This is a genomic window from Alkalimonas sp. (assembly GCF_020831925.1).
In the GTDB taxonomy this organism is placed as follows: Bacteria; Pseudomonadota; Gammaproteobacteria; order Enterobacterales; family Alteromonadaceae; genus Alkalimonas.
The window spans coordinates 1-20,220 of the sequence record NZ_JAFIFQ010000054.1 but is presented as its reverse complement, the minus strand read 5'-3'; the positions used below and the strand labels follow the sequence as shown (position 1 = coordinate 20,220).

The following is a 20,220-nucleotide window of genomic DNA, read 5'->3' as shown; positions in this document are numbered from 1 at the left end:
GAGCTTTGATTTGGTTCAGTAACTCGCGATTACTGACCAAGCCCGCTCTGAGCTGCTGTGTTTTCTGTTGGACTTCGGCAAAGGCATGATTGGCACGTGCCTCTAAACCGGTTTTTAGGGTTCGCTCACTATGTGGCAAGTGCCGCATACCGTACAGAATATATTGGTAACTGGCGGCTGGAAATAACTCTTCCGCCATGGGTAAGTCATAGCGGCTTGGCACAAAGTGTTGCCACATCATCAGCTTTTGTTGCAGTGACGACGGTATTGAACTGTCAGCGCGTTGGGCCAGCCAGTACTCGCTGTCATCTCGCGTCGATAGCAGGTAATGCAATTTTAAAAACTCAACAATTTGCTGCCAACGGTAGTGGAAGGTTTGATTAAAGCGTTCACCAACTATGGCAAGTTGCGTCAGGCTACGTGGTAATTGCTCGCTAATAAATTTAGCAGACAACTCGACCATCACCAGGGCTGACGCTTCCAATGGTTCAATAAAGCCTGCTGCCATCCCAACAGCCACGCAATTGTGTCGCCAAAACTGCTGGCGGTAGCCCGGTGTAAAGCGGATAAGTCTAGGCTGGTAGCGGGCGCTAAATGCCTGCTCGGATAATTGCAGGTACTGCGCAATCGTACGATGAGCCTGCTCTTCATTGCAATGGCCACTGTGGTGCACAAAACCGACGCCACGACGGGTCGGTAAGCCGATATCCCATACCCAACCTTCTGTTTGCGCTGTGGCTAGTGTTGCCGATGCAATGGGTGTGCGCTCATCCTCATAAGGGACTTGCACCGCTAAGGCACTGTCGTTTAACAAAGCATGCTGTACACTCACCAAAGGGGTTTGATAATGCTTGCCGATGAGTAAGCTGGATAAACCGGAACAATCGACAAATACATCGCCGGTTAAAGCGCCATGCTGCGCCGTTTGCAGCGCTGCAATACAGCCATCAGGGTGACTGTGTATGGCGACGACGTCATCCACAAGGTGCGTTACCCCAAGGCGCTTGGCATGCTGGCTTAATAGTGCGACAAACTTACTGGCATCCAGATGATAGCCGTAGTTTTGTAAAAATGCGTATTCTGGGGTAGAGATGCGCTTGGGAGCTAAACCAGCGGCGATCACCGCAGGTTGGCTGGATACCGCCGCTGCAAATTCGACCTGCTGGTGGTGAGCAAACCAATAGTCTGCAATGTCTAGTTCATTGGCAGCCACAGGTGCGGTAAATGGATGGTGGTAACAATCCTGTGGCGCAGCGCTTCGCCATTGCCGGAACACACTGCCTTGCTTAAAGCTGGCATCGCAGCTGAGTAAAAATTCGGTTTCAGAAATGCCAATGCGTGCCAGTGTGGCGCGCATCGATGGCCAGGTTCCCTCGCCAACGCCGATGGTGGGTACTGAGGCAGACTCAATCAGGGTAATGTTGACCAAAGGATCTGCCTGATGATCTGCTGCCAATAACGCTGCCGTAAGCCAACCAGCACTACCGCCACCGACGACTACAATAGTGACTTGCTCTGTGGCAAAGGCCCGAGTGTTTGCAGCTTCAGCCAGGTTATCCGTTGCGAGTGACTTGGTTGCTTGCATCATGACCACTTCTTGTAAAAAGTAGCCATCGTGCGATGGCTACTTATTCAGGGCAAGAGCATCTTAGAACGTATAGCGCGCACCGATGCCAAAACGACGACCAGTTTCAGTATAGTTCACTAATTGCAGTGAATTACGCTCGTGTGAACGCATTGATTCATTGGTCAGGTTAATGGCTTCAATGAAGAACGTGAGCTTTTCGTTGACATCGTAGCTCGCACTGGCATCCCACTGACCGTATGACTCTACGTAAATTGGGTTTTGCAGGCCTTGCGCGTTCACTGTTGATGCGAGGAATTTACCACGCCAGTTGTAGGCGATACGTGCTTGGAAACCGTCTCTATCGTAGAAACCCACTAAGTTGTAGGTGTCGCTCATGCCGAGTAAGGCAAATTGCTCGCCCAAACTGAAGTTGTCATACTTAAAGTCACCATTGACGATAGTCGCGTTGGCAATGACACCAAAGCCTGTATCACCGATCAAGTGCTGAACTGCCAATTCCCAACCGTCTAACCTGGCGCCATCCTGGTTCACCGGAATTGTGATATCAAAGTTCGCTGGCGTATCGCCAGGTACACCTAAGATAAAACCATTGGCATCCACTGTTTCCGGGTAATTCTCTCTGATGTAATTACGAATGGCTGTGGTGTTATTCCCCACGGCAGCAACCGCCTCGGCATAACGAGCACCTTGTGCCGGGTGAGGTAAATTGAATGTTTGCTCTTGCACCGTAGTGCGGCCGATGAAGTTTTTCGCCTTTTTCCGGAAGTAACCGACCGCCATGTAGCTGCCTTCGGCATAGTACCATTCCAGTGACAAATCGAGGTTGGTTGACTCAAACGGGTCTAGGTCTGGGTTACCCCGAGCACCGGTACCGCCGTCAATCCGCACCAGGGAGTTCAGGGTTTGACCACCCTGGATATCGGCATAGCTTGGGCGAGCCAGTGTTTTGCTAACCGAGGCACGCATAATGACGTCATCAACGACTTCAATGTTGAAGTCAATGTTGGGTAACAGGTTGGTGTAGCCTCCCGTAAGTTCAGTAAAGTCACTTTCACCGGTGCTTATCAGGTTAAACTCGTTGTCGCCTGCCCAGGCGATACCACTGTATACCGGTACTAAAGCGCTCGAGGTGACATCGGTTTTCTCGTAGCGCAAACCGGCGGTTAAACCATAGGGGCGCACGCCAATGTCACCGGCAAAGTTGAACTGTACATAAGCAGCCTGTTGCTCTTCAGTGGTACGGCGGTCTGTGGTCATATCTGACGAGGCGCAAAACGAGGTGCCACAGTCTCCCACCGCGCCAAGGGCTCCATATCTGTCGTTCGCAATTTGACGCAGTGTATTGAAATCCCAACGGAAGAATTCTTTCAGCATGTCGCTGCCGGAAGATGCGTTAAAATTATCGGCCAATTGGTCCAGTTTAAAGACCGATGGGTCGATATCACCAGCCGCACCTAACCCACCCCAGTTATCTTGTTGCACGTTCGAAAATGCTGAACGGTTTTTGGTTTCTGAGGTGGATACACCGAAATCAATGCTGTTTAACACGCCTGTGTCAAACACATAGCTACCGCGAAGTTGCAACTGCTCGATATCACTGCGCATTTGGCTGTTCCTGAAGGAACTACCTGTTACCCGCATATCTTCACCCCGGATGCCGGTGAAGCCATCAGGGTAAGTAATGGCCAAGGTTGGCAAATCGCTGTCGAAACGAGCCGTGGTCACCGAGCGCACAAACGTTGCCGTACCAATAACGTTGTTACTGCCAAAGGGGCTATTGGGGCGCGACTCTGCGGACGAGTTGTGATAGTCCAGTTCTAATCTCAAGTTATCATCAACTTGCCATTGGGTGTTAAAGCCCAGTGATTTGTTCTCGTTCACGGTCGAGAACTGGCCGCCGCCCATGGCTAAATCGCCTGGTTCACCGAACGCTTCTGAATACACGATGGGCGCAGCCACCGGGCCATCACTCCAGACACCTGTCGATGGGCCGAAGTTAAACCAGGCGGACACGTCGTTGTAACGGTCTGACACTTCGTTTTTTGAATAGGTGTAATCTAAGGTTGTGGTGACTGAGTCCACCGGACGGTATTGCAGCACCAACTGGCCATTGGTACGGGTTCTTTCCACTTCATGGAACGAGTAACCCAAACTTTGCGGCACTGAGTAGATGGAGTCTGCTGCTGGGTAATTTTGATGAGCATTGTCGCCATCAGGGATCAAACCACCCCAGTCAGCATTGCCACCATCCCAGTCGAAACCATTGATAGTCCCAGGGAAGGTACGCCATCCGCCGGTGTTTGCTTGCTTATTGCCACTATCACGTCGTTGGTACGAACCACTGATAGCCACACCAAACCGGTCGTCGTTGAAGGTGTTGCTGTATAAGCCTGACACTTCAGGAGTAATACTTGAGCCTTCATCAGTGGACTGGTCCATTACCCCTTTCACACCAAAAGTGGCTTGCATGCCAGGTGCATTGAGTGGCTTGGTGGTTAAAATGTTAATGGTTGACCCCATACCTCCGGTTGCAATGCTGGCACGGCCAGTTTTATACACTTCAACCCCGGCAATCCCCTCTGCAGCCAGGTTGGCAAAATCAAAAGAGCGGGATGATGAGGCTGTGGTTGCTTCCAGTGATGAGGCAGGCATTTGCCGGCCATTGAGCATTACCAGGTTAAATTCTGGGCCAAAACCGCGTACCGTCACCCGGCTACCTTCACCGTTTGAGCGGTCAATCGCAACACCGGTGATCCGCTGTAAGGATTCCGCCAGGTTGGTATCTGGGAATTTGCCAAAGTCTTCAGAAGAAATGGCATCCACCACGCCTGTGGAGCTGCGCTTGATATCCATTGACCGGATCAAGCTGCCACGGATACCTGTTACCTGAATAACTTCAATGTCTTCATTCGCCGCCAGAGCTGTTGCATCGTCCGCCAATGCTGGCGTAAGCATGCCTGCGCCGGTCAATAAAGAGATACTGACCGCGAGGCGTGAAAGTTTAAAACCTGTTTGATTCATTGCCTGTCCCCTTGTGTTCATCCAGTACTGTATGTTTGTTATCGTGTTGCTATGCTGAATTATATTTTCGGCTGTTCGTATCAATATGTAAGCGCTTACATTGAGGGTAGTTTAATTTATAACCAAAATCAATGCGGCGTCGGTTAAAAATCTAAAAATCAGTGCTCACACAGAAATGAGGTTTCTGCGTGAGCACTCATGCACATTACGGGCAGCTGAGGCTGTCAGCTGCTTGCGTCTGGGCAACGATCCGCACATCAGCCAGACTAAGCGTCAGCGCACCCTTGGTTTCCAGATACATGGCAGAAAACACCTGCTGCAATGAAAGTCCTTGCTGTTGCAGACACTGCAGTGGCACTGCCAGTTGCGTCCATTCACCGTCCGCGACGGCCTTCAGTTCGCCGGAAATATTGACTGCGCCCTGACAGTCGGCATTGCAGTGCATGCCCAGCCAGACTTCATCCGGTACTGCGCCCTGGCGCTGCAATTCCACCACCAACTGGCTGTTGGCTTCGCCGTAGCCTCGTAAATCGCGCGGGAAGGCACTAATAAAGCTCAAGCGTGCCAGCTTGCCACCGTCAAACACAAAGCGGCGGGCATCTTCCTGCACCACACGATCAAAGGTACGGCTGCTCAGGCCCGGCAACTCCTGCACACTGCTGGTCACGGCGGTGCTGTGTTCACCGCTGTGAATAAACAGCTGCCAGGGGCTACGTGGTGCACGTTCAAATACCACCAGATCGCTGAGAGCTTCATCCTGAGTGACTTCAACCGGCAGACTGCTGCTGAGTACTTCTGCATCGCCGTAGCGCAGGCCAAAACCATAGGGCAGTAGTGGTTGGTAATCGGCATCAAAGCGGTTCACCACGGCTTGCTGTGGCGAGGCGGGCCAGGAGAACGTCAGGCGACCATGGAAGTCATGCTGCACAGCGCCATTGGCATCACGCAGAATCACATCAGCTACCCCTTCGCCTTCGCTGCCAGGCAGCCAGATAGCGACAAAGGCATCGGAGGCATTCAGCTCCGGGTTCACCCACATTGGTCGGCCGCTGATAAAGAGCGCTACCACCGGGATGCCTTCAGCCTGCAGTTGCTCAAGCAGCGCTAAGTCAGTTTTATTACCGCGCTGATATTCCAGGTTGTCGATATCGCCATTGCCTTCGGCATAGGGCTCTTCGCCAAACACCACGATGGCAACATCCGGTCGTTGTTGATAGCTGCCATCTTCACTCAGTTCAACAGAGCCACCGGCTGCTGCCACCTGACGGGCAATGCCGCCGTAGATGGAGGTGCCGCCCGGGAAGTCCTCATTGGTGTTGCCGGTGCCTTGCCAGCTGATGGTCCAACCGCCGGATTGCTGACCGATATTATCGGCGCCAGGGCCGGTCACCAGCAAATGCTGACGCGGATCCAGTGGCAGCAACTGGTTTTGGTTTTTCAGCAGCACCAGCGATTGACGCACTGCTTCACGAGCTACAGCACGGTGTTCAGCAGCACCAATCAGTTCCAGCCGGCCAGCCAGTGGTCGATTGGCCGGGCTTGGTTTGTCAAACAGGCCAGCGCGTTTTTTTACCCGCAAAATCCGCCGTACGGCATCGTCAATGCGGCTCATTGGGATCACGCCATGTTCTACCTGCTCGATTAGGTTGTAGTACAGCGGTTTCCAGGCATCGGTCGGTACCATGAAAATATCCAGGCCTGCCAGCGCGGCCTGAGGACAGTCGGCGTTGCTGCAGCCTGGGATCTGGCCGTGACCATTCCAGTCGCCAACTACCAGGCCATCAAAACCCATCCGCTCTTTCAATACCTGGGTGAGCAGGTAATGATCGCCATGAATTTTCTTGCCATTCCAGCTGTTAAAAGTCGCCATCACCGTCTGGGCACCGGCCGATAAACCGCCAACATACCCCTGGGCATGGATCTCGAATAACTCCTGTTCGGACACTTCGGCATCACCCTGATCAATACCATGGGTGGTGCCGCCATCGCCAACAAAGTGTTTGACCGTACTGATCACGCGGCGATCGCTTAGAAAATCCGCATCAGCCGCGCCTTGCAAGCCTTTGACAATAGCCGCTGAGTAGCTACGTACTATCTCCGGATCTTCCGAGTAGCTTTCATAGGTACGGCCCCAGCGTGGGTCGCGGGCGACCGCTACAGTGGGGGCGAACACCCAGTCAATGCCGGTGGCCATTACTTCGCGGGCGGTAACTTCTGCAATGCGCTCAATCAAATCGGGGTTCTTGGCTGCACCAAGGCCGATATTGTGCGGAAAAATGGTAGCGCCAATCACATTGTTGTGGCCATGCACCGCATCGGTGCCCCACATGGTCGGGATGCTGATGCCATTGATGGAGTCATCCATTGAGGCCTGGTACATGGCTTCGGCCAGCGCTATCCAATCTTGCGGCGTGGCGTATTTGTCGTCATTTGGAAAGGCACCGCCACCATTTAAAAAGGAGCCAAAACCATAGGTGCGCATGTCTTCCACAGTAATATCACGGATTTCCGGCTGGATCATCTGAGCAATTTTCTGTGGCAGCGTCATTTGTGCCAGCAGGGCATCAATGGCTTGTTCCATGGCCGGATCTTTGGCCACCGGGCTCTGAATGACTGGCCAAATGGTGAGATCACCTCGCTGCGCCTGGTCAGCGTCGCCATTGGGTTGTTGCTGGCTGCAGCCAGTCAGCGCCAGCATGCTGGCCGTTACAAGTGCCATTGGTATTCTCCGCATTCGGCCAGAGGTATTGTTCGGCAGAAAAGTCATGGAAGCTCCTTAGGATTGCTCTGCGGTCGATTGAGGTATACAGCCCTTCAGGCCGTAATAAGCGATGTAGATATAGCATAGCAGGGGCAGTAAGAACGCCTGCTGCACGCCAAAGGTATCGGCCAGTACGCCTTGCAACAAGGGCAATACAGCGCCACCAACAATGGCCAGGCACAGAATGCCGGAGCCTTGACTGGTGTGTTGTTTCAGGCCGTGGATAGCCAGGCTAAAAATGGTGGGGAACATAATGGAGTTGCACAGGCCAACCAACAGCAGGGACCACATCGCCAGTTTGCCTTCGCTTAAAATGGTGATCGCCAGCAGGAAGACAGCGCAGACAGCATTAAACGCCAGCGCCTTACCTGCATTGATTTTTTGCATGGCAGCGGCGCCAATAAAGCGGCCCAGCATAGCGCCACCAAAGTACCAGGCAATGTAATGGGCTGCTTGTGCTTCGCTCATGCCGCCAATGTGAGGCATGGATAAATAGCTGACCAGGAAGCTGCCAATACCCACCTCAGCACCCACATAGACAAAAATACCGACCGCACCCAAAACCAGATGGCGGTACTGCCAGGCTGAACCCTGCAAGTGAACCGGGTTGCTGCGGTCCTTTTGGCCTAGTTTGGGTAGTTTGATCCAGGCAAAGATAATCGCCAGCACAATTAAGGATGCGGCCAGCAACAGATAAGGCAATTGCACTGAGGTGGACGAGACTTGTGTATCGGCCGAGACGTCCATGCCGGAGAATATCAACCAGGCACCAAAGAAGGGGGCAACTGTGGTACCCAGTGAGTTAAAGGCCTGGGTCATCGTCAGTCGGGAAGACGCCGTTTCAGGCTTACCCAGCACACTGACATAAGGGTTGGCTGCTACCTGCAGGATAGTGATGCCTGACGCAAGCACAAACAAGGCAAACAAAAACAGACCATAGACCTGAATGGCGGCGGCCGGATAAAACAGCAAACAGCCGGCACCTGCGACTAAAAGGCCGGTGACAATACCGGATTGGTAGCCGATGCGTCCAACCAGCATACCTGCCGGCACAGACACAACAAAATAGGCGCCAAAAAAGCAAAACTGCACCAGCATGGCCTGCGTGTAGCTAAGATCAAACAGCAGTTGCAGGTAGGGGATCAGGATATCATTCAGGCAGGTGATAAAGCCCCAGATAAAAAATAACGATGTCAATGACGTCAGTGCAAAGCGCACATTCCCAGGCTGCTTTGCCGGTTCAGCCTCGGTAACCATTACTGGTGCAGTGGCCATAAGTTCCCCCTGTCTCTGTATTGTTATGCACCAGCAGCGGCTGTGCGCCCTGAGGTGAGTTGCTGGTAACCTGATGTTGTTTAAATGTTCATCAAAGCATTTGACGCTGACCAGGTGACCGACTAGACTAAATGTAAGCGCTTTCATTTATAGCATAACTTAGGCTGATGGCAATGCTTTTTGTCGATTTTTTTGCCAGCCACTAGCGAGACCAACGATCTAACTATGAAAAAAATTACCTTAGCTGAATCATCGCAACTGCTTGATCCAGAATTTATTTTTGGGGTTGCTACCGCCGCATTTCAGATTGAGGGCGGGGCCGATAGCCGGCTACCAACCATCTGGGATACCTTTTGTGCTCAGCCAGGCCGCATCAAAGATGGCTCCGACGGCTTAGTGGCCTGTGATCATATCCATCGCTGGCAACAGGACATCGAACTGATTGCCAGCCTGGGAGTCGATGCCTACCGTTTCTCGGTCTCCTGGGCGCGCGTTTTGCATGCCGATGGCTCGGTCAATCATCAGGGTATGAATTTTTATCTGCAGTTGCTGGATGCACTGCAGGCGCGCAATATCAAAGCCTTTGTCACCTTGTATCACTGGGATTTACCCGAGCATATCCAGCAGCAGGGGGGGTGGTTGAACCGGCAAACGGCCTGGTTGTTTCAGGATTATGCCGACAAAGTAAGCCGGGCCTTTGGTGATAAAGTTTATTCTTACGCCACCTTGAATGAACCTTTTTGCAGTGCTTATCTTGGCTACGAAGCCGGTATTCATGCCCCTGGCGTACAGAATCGGCGTCAGGGCCGTCAGGTAGCCCATCATTTATTACTGGCGCATGGCCTGGCGATGCAGGTATTGCAACGCAATTGCCCGTCGGCGCAAAACGGCATTGTGGTGAATTTAAGCCCCTGCTATCCGGCATCGGACAGCGAGGCAGATCAACGTGCGGTGGCTATGGCCGATGCTTACCACAACCACTGGTATCTGCAGCCATTGCTGCAGGGCCGTTATCCGGATCTGCTGGCAGAACTGCCCGAGACCGATCAGCCGGATACAGAGCCGGGCGATCTGGCATTGATTGCCCAGCCGCTGGATTATCTGGGCATTAACTACTACACCCGTACTGTATTCGAAGCGACAAAAGCTGGCTGGTTCCGCGATGTGAAGCCGACAGCGCCGCCCCTGACTGATATGGGCTGGGAGATTTATCCAGAGGGCCTGACTGAAATACTCTGTGGCTTGCAGCAGCACTATGCGATGCCACCGGTGTATATTACCGAGAATGGCGCCGCCATGGTCGATAACCTTCAGGATGGCCGGGTACAGGATGCGGAGCGGGTCGCTTATTTCCAGCAGCATTTGCTAGCGGTGGAAAAAGCGATGGAACAAGGCGTGCAGGTGGCCGGTTACTTTGCCTGGAGCCTGATGGATAACTTTGAATGGGCCGAGGGCTACGTGAAGCGCTTTGGCATTGTCTACGTCGATTACCCAACCCAGCAAAGGGTGATAAAAGACAGCGGTCTGGCCTTGCAGCAACTGTTCAGGTATAAACAACAACGCACAGCGCGATAAGCCAGTAAGGGCAGGGTATGCTGACAAAAAAAGAAAAAATGGCCTATGGCCTGGGTGATACCGCCAGCAACATTATTTTTCAGACGGTGATGCTGTTTCTGACCTTCTTTTACACTGATATTTTTGGCATTTCGCCGGCCATCGTCGGCAGCATGTTTTTGCTGGTGCGTGTTATCGATGCGGTGACCGATCCCTTGATGGGCGCGCTGGCCGATCGCACGAAAAGTCGTCATGGCCAGTACCGGCCTTACCTGCTGTGGCTGGCGCTGCCTTTTGCCTTTGTCAGTGTACTGGCCTTTACCACCCCGGATTTCAGTGAACAGGGCAAGGTGATCTATGCCTTTGTCAGTTACACCCTGTTGATGCTGGTTTATACCGCCATTAATATTCCTTATTCGGCTTTGGGTGGCGTGCTGACCAGCGATCCGGATGAGCGGGTCTCGGTGCAGTCCTACCGTTTTGTGTTTGGTATGCTTGGCGGCCTGCTGGTAACGGCCTGCACCATTCCGATGGTGAACTGGCTGGGGCAGGGCGATGCCGCCCGCGGCTATCAGCTGACCATGCTGTTGATGAGTATCTTTGGCCTGGTGCTGTTTTTGCTGTGTTTCTTTGGCACCAAAGAGCGGGTGCAGCCACCCAAAGATCAGCAGCTGAAGTTTTTCTCCAGCCTCGGGCAGCTCTGGCAAAACGAAGCCTGGCGGGTGCTCTGTGTGGCCGCGGTGCTGCTACTGACCGGCATGGTGCTGCGCAATACCCTGGCGATTTATTACGTGAAGTATTATCTCGGCCGGGACGACTGGATCACCTGGTTTATGACGCTGGGTATGATTGGTAATATTCTTGGCTGTGCCAGTGCGCAGTTTGTTAGTAAACGCATTGATAAGGTGCGCGCTTACATTGGCCTGCAGTGCATCGCAGCGCTGATTTGCCTGCTCAGTTTCTTTGTCGGTACCGAGCAGTGGCAATTGGCTTTTGCGCTGTACTTTGCCTGGTGTTTCTTCTTGCAGATGGCAACACCGATGCTGTGGGCCAAGATGGCCGATACGGTTGATTACGGCCACTGGAAAACCGGTACCCGCATCACCGGCCTGGTGTATTCGTCCATTATCTTTTTTATTAAGTTGGGCCTGGCGATCGGTGGTGCGCTGGCGGGCTGGCTGTTGGCTTTTCATCAGTACCAGCCCAATGTGGTGCAGACGGTGGAGACGCAGCAAGGGATCCTGTGGTCCTTTACCATCTGGCCAGCCGTTGCTTCCTTGTTGGTGGCTGTTGTGATGAGTCGTTACATCCTTACCCGTCAGCGGGTACAGCAGGTGGCAGACGATTTGCAGCAACGCCAGGCGGATGCTGGCTCTGTTTGAGCAGGGCATGGTAATCTAAAGCACTAGCATTATTCAGGACTACCGATGGCAACCATTTACGAAGTCTCGAAACTGGCCGGTGTCTCTTTGGCCACCGTCTCCAGGGTGATGAACAAGAATACACCGGTGCGTGAGTCGACCCGGAAAAAAGTGGAAGCGGCCATGGCCGAGCTTGGTTATCGGCCCAACTCCATCGCCCAGTCGCTGGCCTCCAGCCGTTCCAACAGCATTGGCATTCTGGTGTCCGAGCTGCACGGTCCTTTTTATGGCGCCATGATCAGCAGCATCGAAGCCGAGTTTCGTACCGCCGGCAAGCACGTGATTATCGCCGCTGGCCACAGTGAAGAAGCGACTGAGCGTGATGGCATCGAGTTTTTAATCAGTCGCAATTGTGATGCGCTGATTTTGCACGTAGAAGCCGTCTCCGATGACTATCTGGTACAGCTTAGTAAAAATGAAATTCCCTTTGTGCTGATCAACCGCCAAATCCCGGCGATTGAAGCGCACTGCATCAGCCTGAACAACAAGCTGGGTGGTTATCTGGCCACCCAGACCTTGCTAAAACAAGGTCATCGTCAGTTAGGTTATATCTCCGGCCCGCTGTGGAAGGCCGATGCCCAGGACCGCTACCGCGGCCATAAACTGGCGTTGCAGGAAGCGGGCATTGAGTGGGATGAAAAGCGACTGTTTGAAGGTGACTTCCATGAAAGTGGCGGTAGCAACGGCGTCAAGTACTTGTTGGAGCAGGGGTTGGCGCTTACCGGCCTGATCTGTGCCAACGATGAAATGGCTTCCGGCGCCATGACCGAAGCCCGCGAGCAGGGACTGGCCATTCCGCAGCAGCTGTCGATCATGGGGTTTGATAACGTCATGCTAAGCCACTACACCTACCCCAAGCTGACCACCATCGACTACCCGATCGCTGCGATGGGCCAAATGGCAGCCCGCTGGGTGCTCAAGCATATTTATCAGCAGGAAAAGCAGCAACTGCAGCTGGTGTTTGAACCCAGGGTGATTGAGCGGGATTCTTGTGTCAGCCTGACAAGCTAAGACGTGTAAACACGTCGCAGGCATTGGACGGCTATGAGCGGTCTTTAGCTGGCATCCTGTGGACAGCAGCTCCAGTTCGGTTCAAGCAGAAACTTCTGTCGGTACTGGCTTGGTGTTAGTTCAGTGTACTGCAGAAATAACTTCCGGAACGAGCTCACGTCTTCGTACCCAACTTGCAACACTACCTGCTCAATCGGCATCCGGCTGGTTTCCAGCAGGCGCTTTGCCTGCTCAATGCGCAAGCGCTGCAAGTAATTCAAGGGCGTGTCCTTAAGCTCCGCTTTAAAACGGCGCAGCAAGGTACGCTTGGTCAGATGCAGTTGGTCGGCCAGTTGCTGCAACGAGAAAGGCTCGGCCAGGTTGGCCAGCAAATAGCGCCGTGCTTGTTTTATTAGCGGATCCAAGGCTGGATTGGCGGGCAGCAGGTCTGCATCCATGTAAGGTAATTGCGAGCTGCGGTTCGGATCGGTCAGCATCAGTTTTGCCATCTGGCGGGCAAATTGTTCCCCGGCCAGTTTTTCGGTCAGGGCCAGGCATAAATTGTGGTGCGAGGTGGTGGCACCCGCGGTCAGCAGTTGCTGATCCATGACCAGCACTTTATTTAGTTGCAGATGCACCTGTGGGAACATGCTTTTAAACACATCTTTAAAAAACCAGCTGCTGGTGGCCTGTCGGTGATTGAGTAAACCACTGCCAGCCAGCGCATAAGTGCCGGTACAGCTGGCCGCAAGCAGAGCGCCTTTTGCCAGCAGTGCAGGCAACTTTGGATAATAGCAGCTGGATTGCTCAACCAGTTGCTGTAAGCCTTTGGCATCGTACGCATAACCCGGCGTAAAAACAGCCGCATCGGCCTGGCTCCAGTCATGGGGCTGCACGGCTAATTGCAGGCCATGGCGCAGTTGCAGCGGCTTTGAGTCGGGGCTGACGACATAAGCATGAAACAGGTGTTGTTGGCTTGCTGGCTGCAAAAAGCGCCAGAGTGCATTGCTAAACTCAAAATAATCCAGCAAGGTCAGCACATCGCTGGCGATGCTGTTGGGGTGGGCGAGAATCGCGATGGTTTTCATCAGTTGTCACTATCGACCTTATTTTTATCAATAGTGACACTGCGCTTTCAAATGTGCAAGTTTTACACTGAGCTCCGTATTCATTGTGACTGTGGAGCAATCATGAACAACCAACATCGTGCCCTGATAAGTGTGCTGTTACTCATTGTCAGCTGGTCGGCTATTTTCTGGATCAACTTTACCGCCAGTTTGCCCATCGCAACCCAGCTGATCGCCTTGCCGGTGCTGTTACTAACTACCGCCTGGCCGGCTGCCCGTGCATTTTCCTATGATTAGCTTGTCCTCGCTTTGAAAGGCTGATCTTACGCTTATCTGCGAAGACTGGACTGAATGAGTCAGGCATATGGAGTAGCTTGCAGCGAGGTATTTTTGTTACTACAATAACCGTATAAAAGATCGACAGGATGCGACGATTGCGCATTAGTTACGACACGGCTAAAAACCAGCGCAACATTCAAGAGCGCGATTTGTCCTTTGATGACGTGGCATACTTTGATTTCGAGACAGCCTTAATTGCCAAAGATGACCGTAAAGAGTACGGCGAAGTGCGTTACTCCGCTTTAGGGTTACTGGACGGGCGTGTACATGCGCTGGTGTTTACCATAACAACGGACGGTATTCGTGTGATCAGCTTTCGCAAGGCGAATAAAAGAGAGGTACAAACCTATGGCAACCGCAAATAAACCATTAACCACGCCAGACGGCGAGTTGCGGGAGGATTTATCCGATGAAGAGCTGGCCAGATTCCGGCCTGCTGAAGAAGTGTTGCCAGCCAGCTTCATGGCCAGGCTAAAAAAGGGAGGGAGGCCAGTTTCCGACAACCCTAAGATATTGACCACTGTACGGTTCGACGCTGAAGTCATCAACGCTTTTAAAGCCACAGGTAAAGGTTGGCAAACCCGGATGAATAACGCACTGAAAGAGTGGCTGGCTACTCATTCACAGTAATGATTTGTTGCAGATCTGGATGTATAAACTGACATTGCCGGAAGCAAAACCCCAATGACTGCACTATGTCAGCCATCGGGGCCTGTTGTTGATTAACCGCCAATCCGGCTGCGGATGCGGTCCCGTACCCGGTCGCGTACATCACCAAGCTGGGCTTCCAGCAAGGATTCAATCTGCTGGCTCATTTGCTCGGTACTGGCCTGTTCGCGGTCCAAAAGGCTAAGCAAAGCTTGCTGATCGCCAGCAGTATCCGGCAGTTTGGCATTGAATTTACTGCGTAAATCCTGCTCGAAACCGGCAAAACGGGCTTGGGCTTCGCCCATGACCGCATCCGCTACAATGCGATCCAGCGGCGAGCTGACCCGCACATTCGGCCGGGTCACGGTGCCGTCGGCGCGCAGCTGAAACGGGATCTCGGCCTGCTGGTTTAACAAACTGGTGAGTTGCTGCACATAGCGGTTGTCGCCACTGCTAAAGCGCGAGCTTTGCAGGGCGACGCTTGCTTGTTGGCTGAGTGCAGTGCCGTTTAAACTTAAGCCACCGCGGGAATTAAGCAATGCTTGCTCCAACCCAAAGCGGGTGCTGCCTTCACCAAACACCTGTTCAGCCAGTTGCAAGCCTTGCAGCTGCCAGTTTACTTCCGATTGCAGCTGATCAAAGATGGCAAAGTTACCATCCAGCCGGAATTGTTGCAGCATCGGGAGTTGCTGCACATCCAGCACAAAGCGGGTAGCGGCATCAATAATATGGTGCTGCGCCGTAATGTCCTGCACGCTTAGCTCGGCGCTGCCACCGCCAATCAGCAGGCTGATGCTGGCATTTTTTACCCAGAAGTTTGGATAGGGCTGCTGCTTTAACGGCAAAATGCGGCCCGGTAATTCCATCGGCCCGGGCTGCTCTTCCAGCCGTGAGCCATCCGGCAGGTAAGGGGCAACCAACTGATAAACGGTATAAAGCTGCTGCAAGCGCTCGGTCCAGAGATCGCCCAGTAGCAGTTGGCTGATACCAGCCAGGCCGCCATCGGCCAGATTGGCGTAGGATTGCAGTTGCTGCCAGTCGGCCTGGGTGGCTTGCTGAAAATCGCGCACGGCACTTTGCAATTGCTCGCGGCTTTGCAGCAGTGCCGTTTTGACCTGTTCGACTTTGGCTTTATCTTGCTCTAACTCGGCTTTTAACCGCCGCAGTTGATCGGTTTTGGCAGCCAGATCGGCGGCGTCACGGATATCGCCATCGGTCAGGGCTTTAATTTGTTGCTCCAGCTCGCGCAGACGGTCTCTGTCCGGCAGTTGCTCGCGCAGTTGCCGTACTTGCTGTTGCTCGCTTTGCGCCAGTTGCTTTAACTGCTCGCCTTTGGCAACCGAGGTTAAATTAGCACGCGCCAGTAACTCATCGGCATTGGGTAGCTCAATGGCAAACAGGCTGGCAAAATCAAAACCACTGTCTTCGGCATCGGCCAGCTCACCGCGGTAGACTTTACCGGGGCGGCGGCGCTCGCTGCCATAAGCCAGTTGTTCCACCGATAGGTCACTGATAACGTAATAACCTAGCAGCGCTGGCCACAGCTCCAGCTCAGCATTGGCACGGGCAAAGCTCACCAGGTTTTGTTCGGGCGCTTTGGCATCGGTGATTTGCAAATCGGAAATGGTCAGCGACAGCGGAAACAACCCCAGTGAAACCCGCTGAATGTTTACTTCAGCACCGGCCGCTTTTTCCAGGCTGTAGACCATACCAAAGCGAATGGCAGAGCCAGCGAAGACATAGACCAACAGGAAGATGGCGCCGAGCAAACTTAGAAAAATCAACCAACCGGATTTACGGATCATCGCAGCGCTCCTTTAATTCATTTTCTGATACAGCTGGGCCAGCTTGCTGGCTTTAAGCAACTGCACAATCTTCCATTTGCTTAGATGAGGCATCAGCACGTGGCGGTATTTCAGCACCAGCCGAGTGGTGCCCCAGGCGATAGGGAACAAAATAAGCAGGCTGAGCAAAAAGCCGCCCAGGGTCAGGCTGTGGTGTAAATGCAGCAACTGCAAGGTCTCGCTATTGCTAAGTAACGACAGCAGCCAGTCTTGTTGGCCAAAGCTCCAGCCCAGTTGCTCCAGTCGCCCGGCCAGCAGCCACAATAAGGCTTTGCTAAACCCCCACACCAGTAAAAAAGTGGACAGGTTGACGGTAAACAAGCAGGCGATCAGCAGGATCACCAAGGTGAGCAGACCGAACGGCAACAGGCCGGCACAAAGGCCAAGCGCCACTGCCCAGCCAATTTGCCAGGGGGAGGCCTCGGAGTTCAGGACTTTGAGGATACGCGCCAGGATGGTTAGCATGGTTCACTCCTTAAACAACCAACAGCATGAATGTTTGTAAGCTTACCATAAAACCAGAAAAAAGCGTTTGAATACAGTGACACTATTATGAAGCTGCTACAAAACCCAGGCGTAACTAAACTTCATAAAAGCACTGCGCTGATTGCGTTTTAGCTCCGTTTGCTCATCATTTTCGATGGCATTATCACCATAGCCCACAAAGAACACGGTTTGCGGGTTCAGCTGGTACGAATACAGCAGTTGGCTGGTCAGAGTGCGTTGTTTGCTATTCAATACAGCTTGCCAGCCGGCTTCATAGTTGGCCAGGTTGCGGTCGATTTGGGTATAAATGAGTGCCAGGCGCAAGAAACTGCGGTTGTTAAACTGCCAGGTCAGTCGCAGATCGCTCAGATCGGCGGTAAAGACCTGAGCGGCGGCATAACGCATATCGGTATGGCTGTGCCGTAAGCGCAGTTGCAGGTGCTGATTGGCGGTGTATTGGGCATCGGCTATCAACCGTCTTTGCTCGGACAGGCGCTGATTGGTCAGATCAAGTACCTTGGCTTCCTGCCAGTACAGATAGGTCGACAAATCACGCTGTGGCCGTATTTCCCCAAAAAAATGCAGGCCTTGCTCACGGAAACGTTCGGTATTGCCAGCGATGTCCAACCGGCTTGAGTCCTGCCGGTTGCCCACCCGATCCCGCACAAAGCCTCCCAGCTCCAGGGTGCTGTTCATCTGGCCGGACAGGATGGCAAAGCTTTCCACTTCCTGGGCCAGCAAGTCGCCGGCAGCATTCTCGGTGATATGGCCTTTGCTAAGAATGCGAAACCGATGGAAGCGTAGTGGGTTATGAAAGAACCAGGTGTAATCGCCGCCAATGGCCAGTTGTTGCCAGTCGGTTTCTGGCAAAAAGCCCAAATCAGCACGAAAATCTTCATCCCGATGCTGGTAGCGAACATAGGCGTGCCAGTTGCGTTGCTGATGCAGGTAGTTCAGTCGATAACCCTGGCCCTGCAGTGTGCTATCGGCTGCTGTACGCAGTGCCGCTTCGGCCGTTAACTGCGCTGCCAGTGCTTCGGGATAACGGGTCTCACTGCCTACCCACTGGATACTCACCGTATCGTGCGGGCTGATGCGCCAGTTGCTGTCTGCTGACAGCACCGTATTGCGGTAATCGCTGGCGCTACGCTGGGTGATTAAGGAGCCAAAGGTCAGGTCGGCATTGGGCGCATAGCTGTAACTCAGGGCATGGTTTTGGCTGCTACCCTCCAGCCGGGCAATCCGCGAGCTCAGGTTGCCCGGGATCAGCAGGGTGCTTTGTTGATCGTCGGTGCTGAACAGGCCAAAGGTATGCTGCTCGATGCGGCCGGTCAGTTTTGCGCCGGCATTGGGCTCGGCAATATTGCGGGTATGTACCAGATTAAGTGGCGTGGCAAAGTAGTCGGCATTTTCAGTAAAAAATGGTCTTTTTTCGGCGAAAAACAGCGTAAAAGGGTTGTTGATGGTCAGCTCTGCTGCATCGGCTTCGACCTGAGAAAAGTCCGGGTTCAAGGTGGCATTGAACGTCATGTCCGGCGTGATGCCCCATTTCACATCCAGGCTGACATCGGTATTGCTGTTGCTTTGCCAGCCCTGGTCGCTGGCAAGGGGACGCTGCTGCTCAATGCCGGTGACCAGCGCCGGGGCAATGATTAAGGAGCGGCTTTGCTCGGCGCTGGCAAAACCGGTAATCGGCGTCATTTGACACACCATGCAGCGATTGCTGCGTTTAATCGGCGCGCTGGAGATGCGCAGCTGTTGGTCACGCGGTAAAAATCGCACCAATTCAAATGCCATCTGCTTGGCGCCTTCGCTGGTGGGCATATTCAGAATGTGCAAAGGGATGGCCATTTCAACCCGATAGCCTTGCGCGGTAATACGGCCAGCCGCTTGCCAATGGCCATCCCAGGCCGAGGACTCGGTGCCGGTCACGGCGTTTTCAATCGAATCGGCCTGGCTGCCCAAAGGATTGACAAAAAACTGATAGGCGCGTTGTTGATTGCCATAGGTATCGAGTTTTAAGCCAACTACATCGTCGCCCCAAATCTGGTTACGATTACGGTACGCAGCCCGGATTTGCTCTGGCTTGGGATCATGGGCGTCGAAGGCCACATAGAGCGTATGGCCATCTTCAAACAGATAGCCCATGGTATAGACCTCGGCTTTGCCTTCATCCAGCGGGGCGGTCAGGTAATAAATAGGGACTTGCAGGGCGTGTTGCCACTGAGGTTCATCCAGCTTACCATCCAGCACCATGGCTGGCCCATCAGTCAGTACAGGAATATGCAGTCTGGTATCTGTTGCTGCCAGAACCAGGGATGAAGACAACAGCAGGCAGAGTGTTAGTAGCGAGATGAAAAAACGAAGAAGTTTCAAGGCCCTGTCTTCCTAGAGTGCAAAAATGGCGCTACTTTACCTGAGCCAGCCAAGGATGCCAATCCAGGCAGCGGCTTTGTCGGACCAAGGCCCTTATCTGTGCGTCAAAAAGATGTGCGTCAAAAAAATGGGTGCCAAAGCAAGAGGCAGCAAAGCGATGTGTGACAAAGCGATAGACGCCAGACAGACCTCTGAAACAGCGGGTCTGTCTGGCGATAGCAGGATTACATCATGCCAAGGGCAATAAAGCCAAAGAATGCCAAAATGGCAGCCATTAAGGCATACGGGAACTGAGTCAGGGCGTGGCTCATCAGATCACAACCTGAGCCCTGAGCGGCCAGTACAGTTGAGTCACTGTAGAAACAAGCCTGGCTGCCGAACGAGCTGGCAGAGAGCAGAGCACCAATGACCAGCGGTACATTGGCATCCACTGCCAATGCAATCGGCATTACGATAGGAATGGAGACGGCGAAAATGCCCCAGGACGAACCAGTAGCAAAGGCCAGCAGCGCCATGGCGACAAACACCAGCGCCGGCAGCATTTCGGCCGACATATAAGGCGCGAGGTTTTCAATCACATAGAGCGGCAAACCCAGCTGATCGCAGACATCTTTGAAGGTAAAGGCGGCAATCACGGTGCAGATGGCGGGTAGCATGGTTTTAAAACCATGCATCATCTGATCCATCATTTCATTGAACGGCATCAGGCGCTGCGCCATGTAAAGCGGCAGGGTCAGTACAAAGGTCAGGATCAGCGCTGGCCAAATCTCGGCTTCAAACCAGATGCTAAAGCCAACCAGCATCGCCATCGGCAGTACAAAGTTAATCAGCTTGCCGTGCTTGCGATCGG

The 20,220-nt window shown here is 53.2% G+C and carries 15 protein-coding genes; 6 read left to right on the top strand and 9 right to left on the bottom strand.

Annotated elements, in window-relative coordinates; all coding sequences use genetic code 11:
• The 4 genes from JJU14_RS13850 to JJU14_RS13835 all read right to left on the bottom strand — a co-directional run.
• Positions 1–1,588, bottom strand: a 1,588-nt coding sequence (locus JJU14_RS13850) for a tryptophan halogenase family protein (RefSeq protein ID WP_228614281.1), incomplete at its 3' end; no start/stop codon positions are given.
• A 60-nt stretch (positions 1,589–1,648) separates the two neighbouring features.
• A complete protein-coding gene (locus JJU14_RS13845; protein WP_228614280.1) occupies positions 1,649–4,609 on the bottom strand; it encodes a TonB-dependent receptor in 2,961 nt (986 codons plus the stop codon).
• Positions 4,610–4,814: 205 nt separating this feature from the next.
• Positions 4,815–7,328, bottom strand: a complete 2,514-nt coding sequence (locus JJU14_RS13840) for an exo 1,3/1,4-beta-D-glucan glucohydrolase (RefSeq protein WP_228614279.1) — start codon at positions 7,326–7,328, stop codon at positions 4,815–4,817.
• 57 nt (positions 7,329–7,385) lie between these two features.
• On the bottom strand, positions 7,386–8,645 hold the full coding sequence (locus JJU14_RS13835) for a sugar MFS transporter (protein WP_228614278.1): 1,260 nt from the start codon (positions 8,643–8,645) through the stop codon (positions 7,386–7,388).
• A 225-nt stretch (positions 8,646–8,870) separates the two neighbouring features.
• On the opposite strand from JJU14_RS13835, the gene JJU14_RS13830 reads away from it, so the two are divergent.
• From JJU14_RS13830 to JJU14_RS13820, 3 genes are read left to right on the top strand one after another with little or no spacing between them, the layout of a single operon-like run.
• The gene (locus JJU14_RS13830) at positions 8,871–10,220 is read left to right on the top strand and encodes a GH1 family beta-glucosidase (protein WP_228614277.1); all 1,350 of its coding nucleotides are present in this window, start codon (positions 8,871–8,873) and stop codon (positions 10,218–10,220) included.
• 17 nt (positions 10,221–10,237) lie between these two features.
• Positions 10,238–11,581, top strand: coding sequence for a glycoside-pentoside-hexuronide (GPH):cation symporter (locus tag JJU14_RS13825; RefSeq protein WP_228614276.1), 1,344 nt, complete (start codon positions 10,238–10,240; stop codon positions 11,579–11,581).
• A gap of 45 nt (positions 11,582–11,626) precedes the next feature.
• Positions 11,627–12,631, top strand: coding sequence for a LacI family DNA-binding transcriptional regulator (locus JJU14_RS13820; RefSeq protein ID WP_228614275.1), 1,005 nt, complete (start codon positions 11,627–11,629; stop codon positions 12,629–12,631).
• Between the two features lie 44 nt (positions 12,632–12,675).
• Here the strand turns inward: JJU14_RS13820 and JJU14_RS13815 are convergent, their stop codons facing one another.
• A complete protein-coding gene (locus tag JJU14_RS13815; RefSeq protein WP_228614274.1) occupies positions 12,676–13,698 on the bottom strand; it encodes a helix-turn-helix domain-containing protein in 1,023 nt (340 codons plus the stop codon).
• A gap of 102 nt (positions 13,699–13,800) precedes the next feature.
• Here JJU14_RS13815 and JJU14_RS13810 point away from each other — a divergent pair, with 102 nt between their 5' ends.
• From JJU14_RS13810 to JJU14_RS13800, 3 genes are all read left to right on the top strand, one after another.
• Positions 13,801–13,974: a hypothetical protein gene (locus JJU14_RS13810; protein ID WP_228614273.1), complete on the top strand. Its 174-nt coding sequence runs from the start codon at positions 13,801–13,803 to the stop codon at positions 13,972–13,974.
• 137 nt (positions 13,975–14,111) lie between these two features.
• On the top strand, positions 14,112–14,381 hold the full coding sequence (locus tag JJU14_RS13805) for a BrnT family toxin (protein WP_228614282.1): 270 nt from the start codon (positions 14,112–14,114) through the stop codon (positions 14,379–14,381).
• Positions 14,365–14,646: a BrnA antitoxin family protein gene (locus JJU14_RS13800; protein WP_228614272.1), complete on the top strand. Its 282-nt coding sequence runs from the start codon at positions 14,365–14,367 to the stop codon at positions 14,644–14,646. The genes JJU14_RS13805 and JJU14_RS13800 overlap by 17 nt, the downstream gene beginning before the upstream one ends.
• 92 nt (positions 14,647–14,738) lie before the next feature.
• Here the strand turns inward: JJU14_RS13800 and JJU14_RS13795 are convergent, their stop codons facing one another.
• The 4 genes from JJU14_RS13795 to JJU14_RS13780 all read right to left on the bottom strand — a co-directional run.
• Positions 14,739–16,469, bottom strand: coding sequence for a TIGR03545 family protein (locus tag JJU14_RS13795; protein WP_228614271.1), 1,731 nt, complete (start codon positions 16,467–16,469; stop codon positions 14,739–14,741).
• A gap of 12 nt (positions 16,470–16,481) precedes the next feature.
• On the bottom strand, positions 16,482–16,973 hold the full coding sequence (locus JJU14_RS13790) for a TIGR03546 family protein (RefSeq protein ID WP_228614270.1): 492 nt from the start codon (positions 16,971–16,973) through the stop codon (positions 16,482–16,484).
• A gap of 96 nt (positions 16,974–17,069) precedes the next feature.
• Entirely contained in the window at positions 17,070–19,370 is a 2,301-nt protein-coding gene (locus tag JJU14_RS13785) for a DUF5916 domain-containing protein (RefSeq protein WP_228614269.1), read from the bottom strand.
• 224 nt (positions 19,371–19,594) lie between these two features.
• Positions 19,595–20,220, bottom strand: a 626-nt coding sequence (locus JJU14_RS13780) for a Na+/H+ antiporter NhaC family protein (RefSeq protein WP_228614268.1), incomplete at its 5' end; no start/stop codon positions are given.

Bases quoted from the DNA above. Each gene is read 5' to 3' on its own strand.
- JJU14_RS13840 (WP_228614279.1), bottom strand. From the start codon at position 7,328: ATGGCACTTGTAACGGCCAGCATGCTGGCGCTGACTGGCTGCAGCCAG.
- JJU14_RS13820 (WP_228614275.1), top strand. From the start codon at position 11,627: ATGGCAACCATTTACGAAGTCTCGAAACTGGCCGGTGTCTCTTTGGCC.
- JJU14_RS13830 (WP_228614277.1), top strand. From the start codon at position 8,871: ATGAAAAAAATTACCTTAGCTGAATCATCGCAACTGCTTGATCCAGAA.
- JJU14_RS13790 (WP_228614270.1), bottom strand. From the start codon at position 16,973: ATGCTAACCATCCTGGCGCGTATCCTCAAAGTCCTGAACTCCGAGGCC.
- JJU14_RS13835 (WP_228614278.1), bottom strand. From the start codon at position 8,645: ATGGCCACTGCACCAGTAATGGTTACCGAGGCTGAACCGGCAAAGCAG.
- JJU14_RS13815 (WP_228614274.1), bottom strand. From the start codon at position 13,698: ATGAAAACCATCGCGATTCTCGCCCACCCCAACAGCATCGCCAGCGAT.
- JJU14_RS13845 (WP_228614280.1), bottom strand. From the start codon at position 4,609: ATGAATCAAACAGGTTTTAAACTTTCACGCCTCGCGGTCAGTATCTCT.
- JJU14_RS13825 (WP_228614276.1), top strand. From the start codon at position 10,238: ATGCTGACAAAAAAAGAAAAAATGGCCTATGGCCTGGGTGATACCGCC.
- JJU14_RS13810 (WP_228614273.1), top strand. From the start codon at position 13,801: ATGAACAACCAACATCGTGCCCTGATAAGTGTGCTGTTACTCATTGTC.
- JJU14_RS13800 (WP_228614272.1), top strand. From the start codon at position 14,365: ATGGCAACCGCAAATAAACCATTAACCACGCCAGACGGCGAGTTGCGG.
- JJU14_RS13795 (WP_228614271.1), bottom strand. From the start codon at position 16,469: ATGATCCGTAAATCCGGTTGGTTGATTTTTCTAAGTTTGCTCGGCGCC.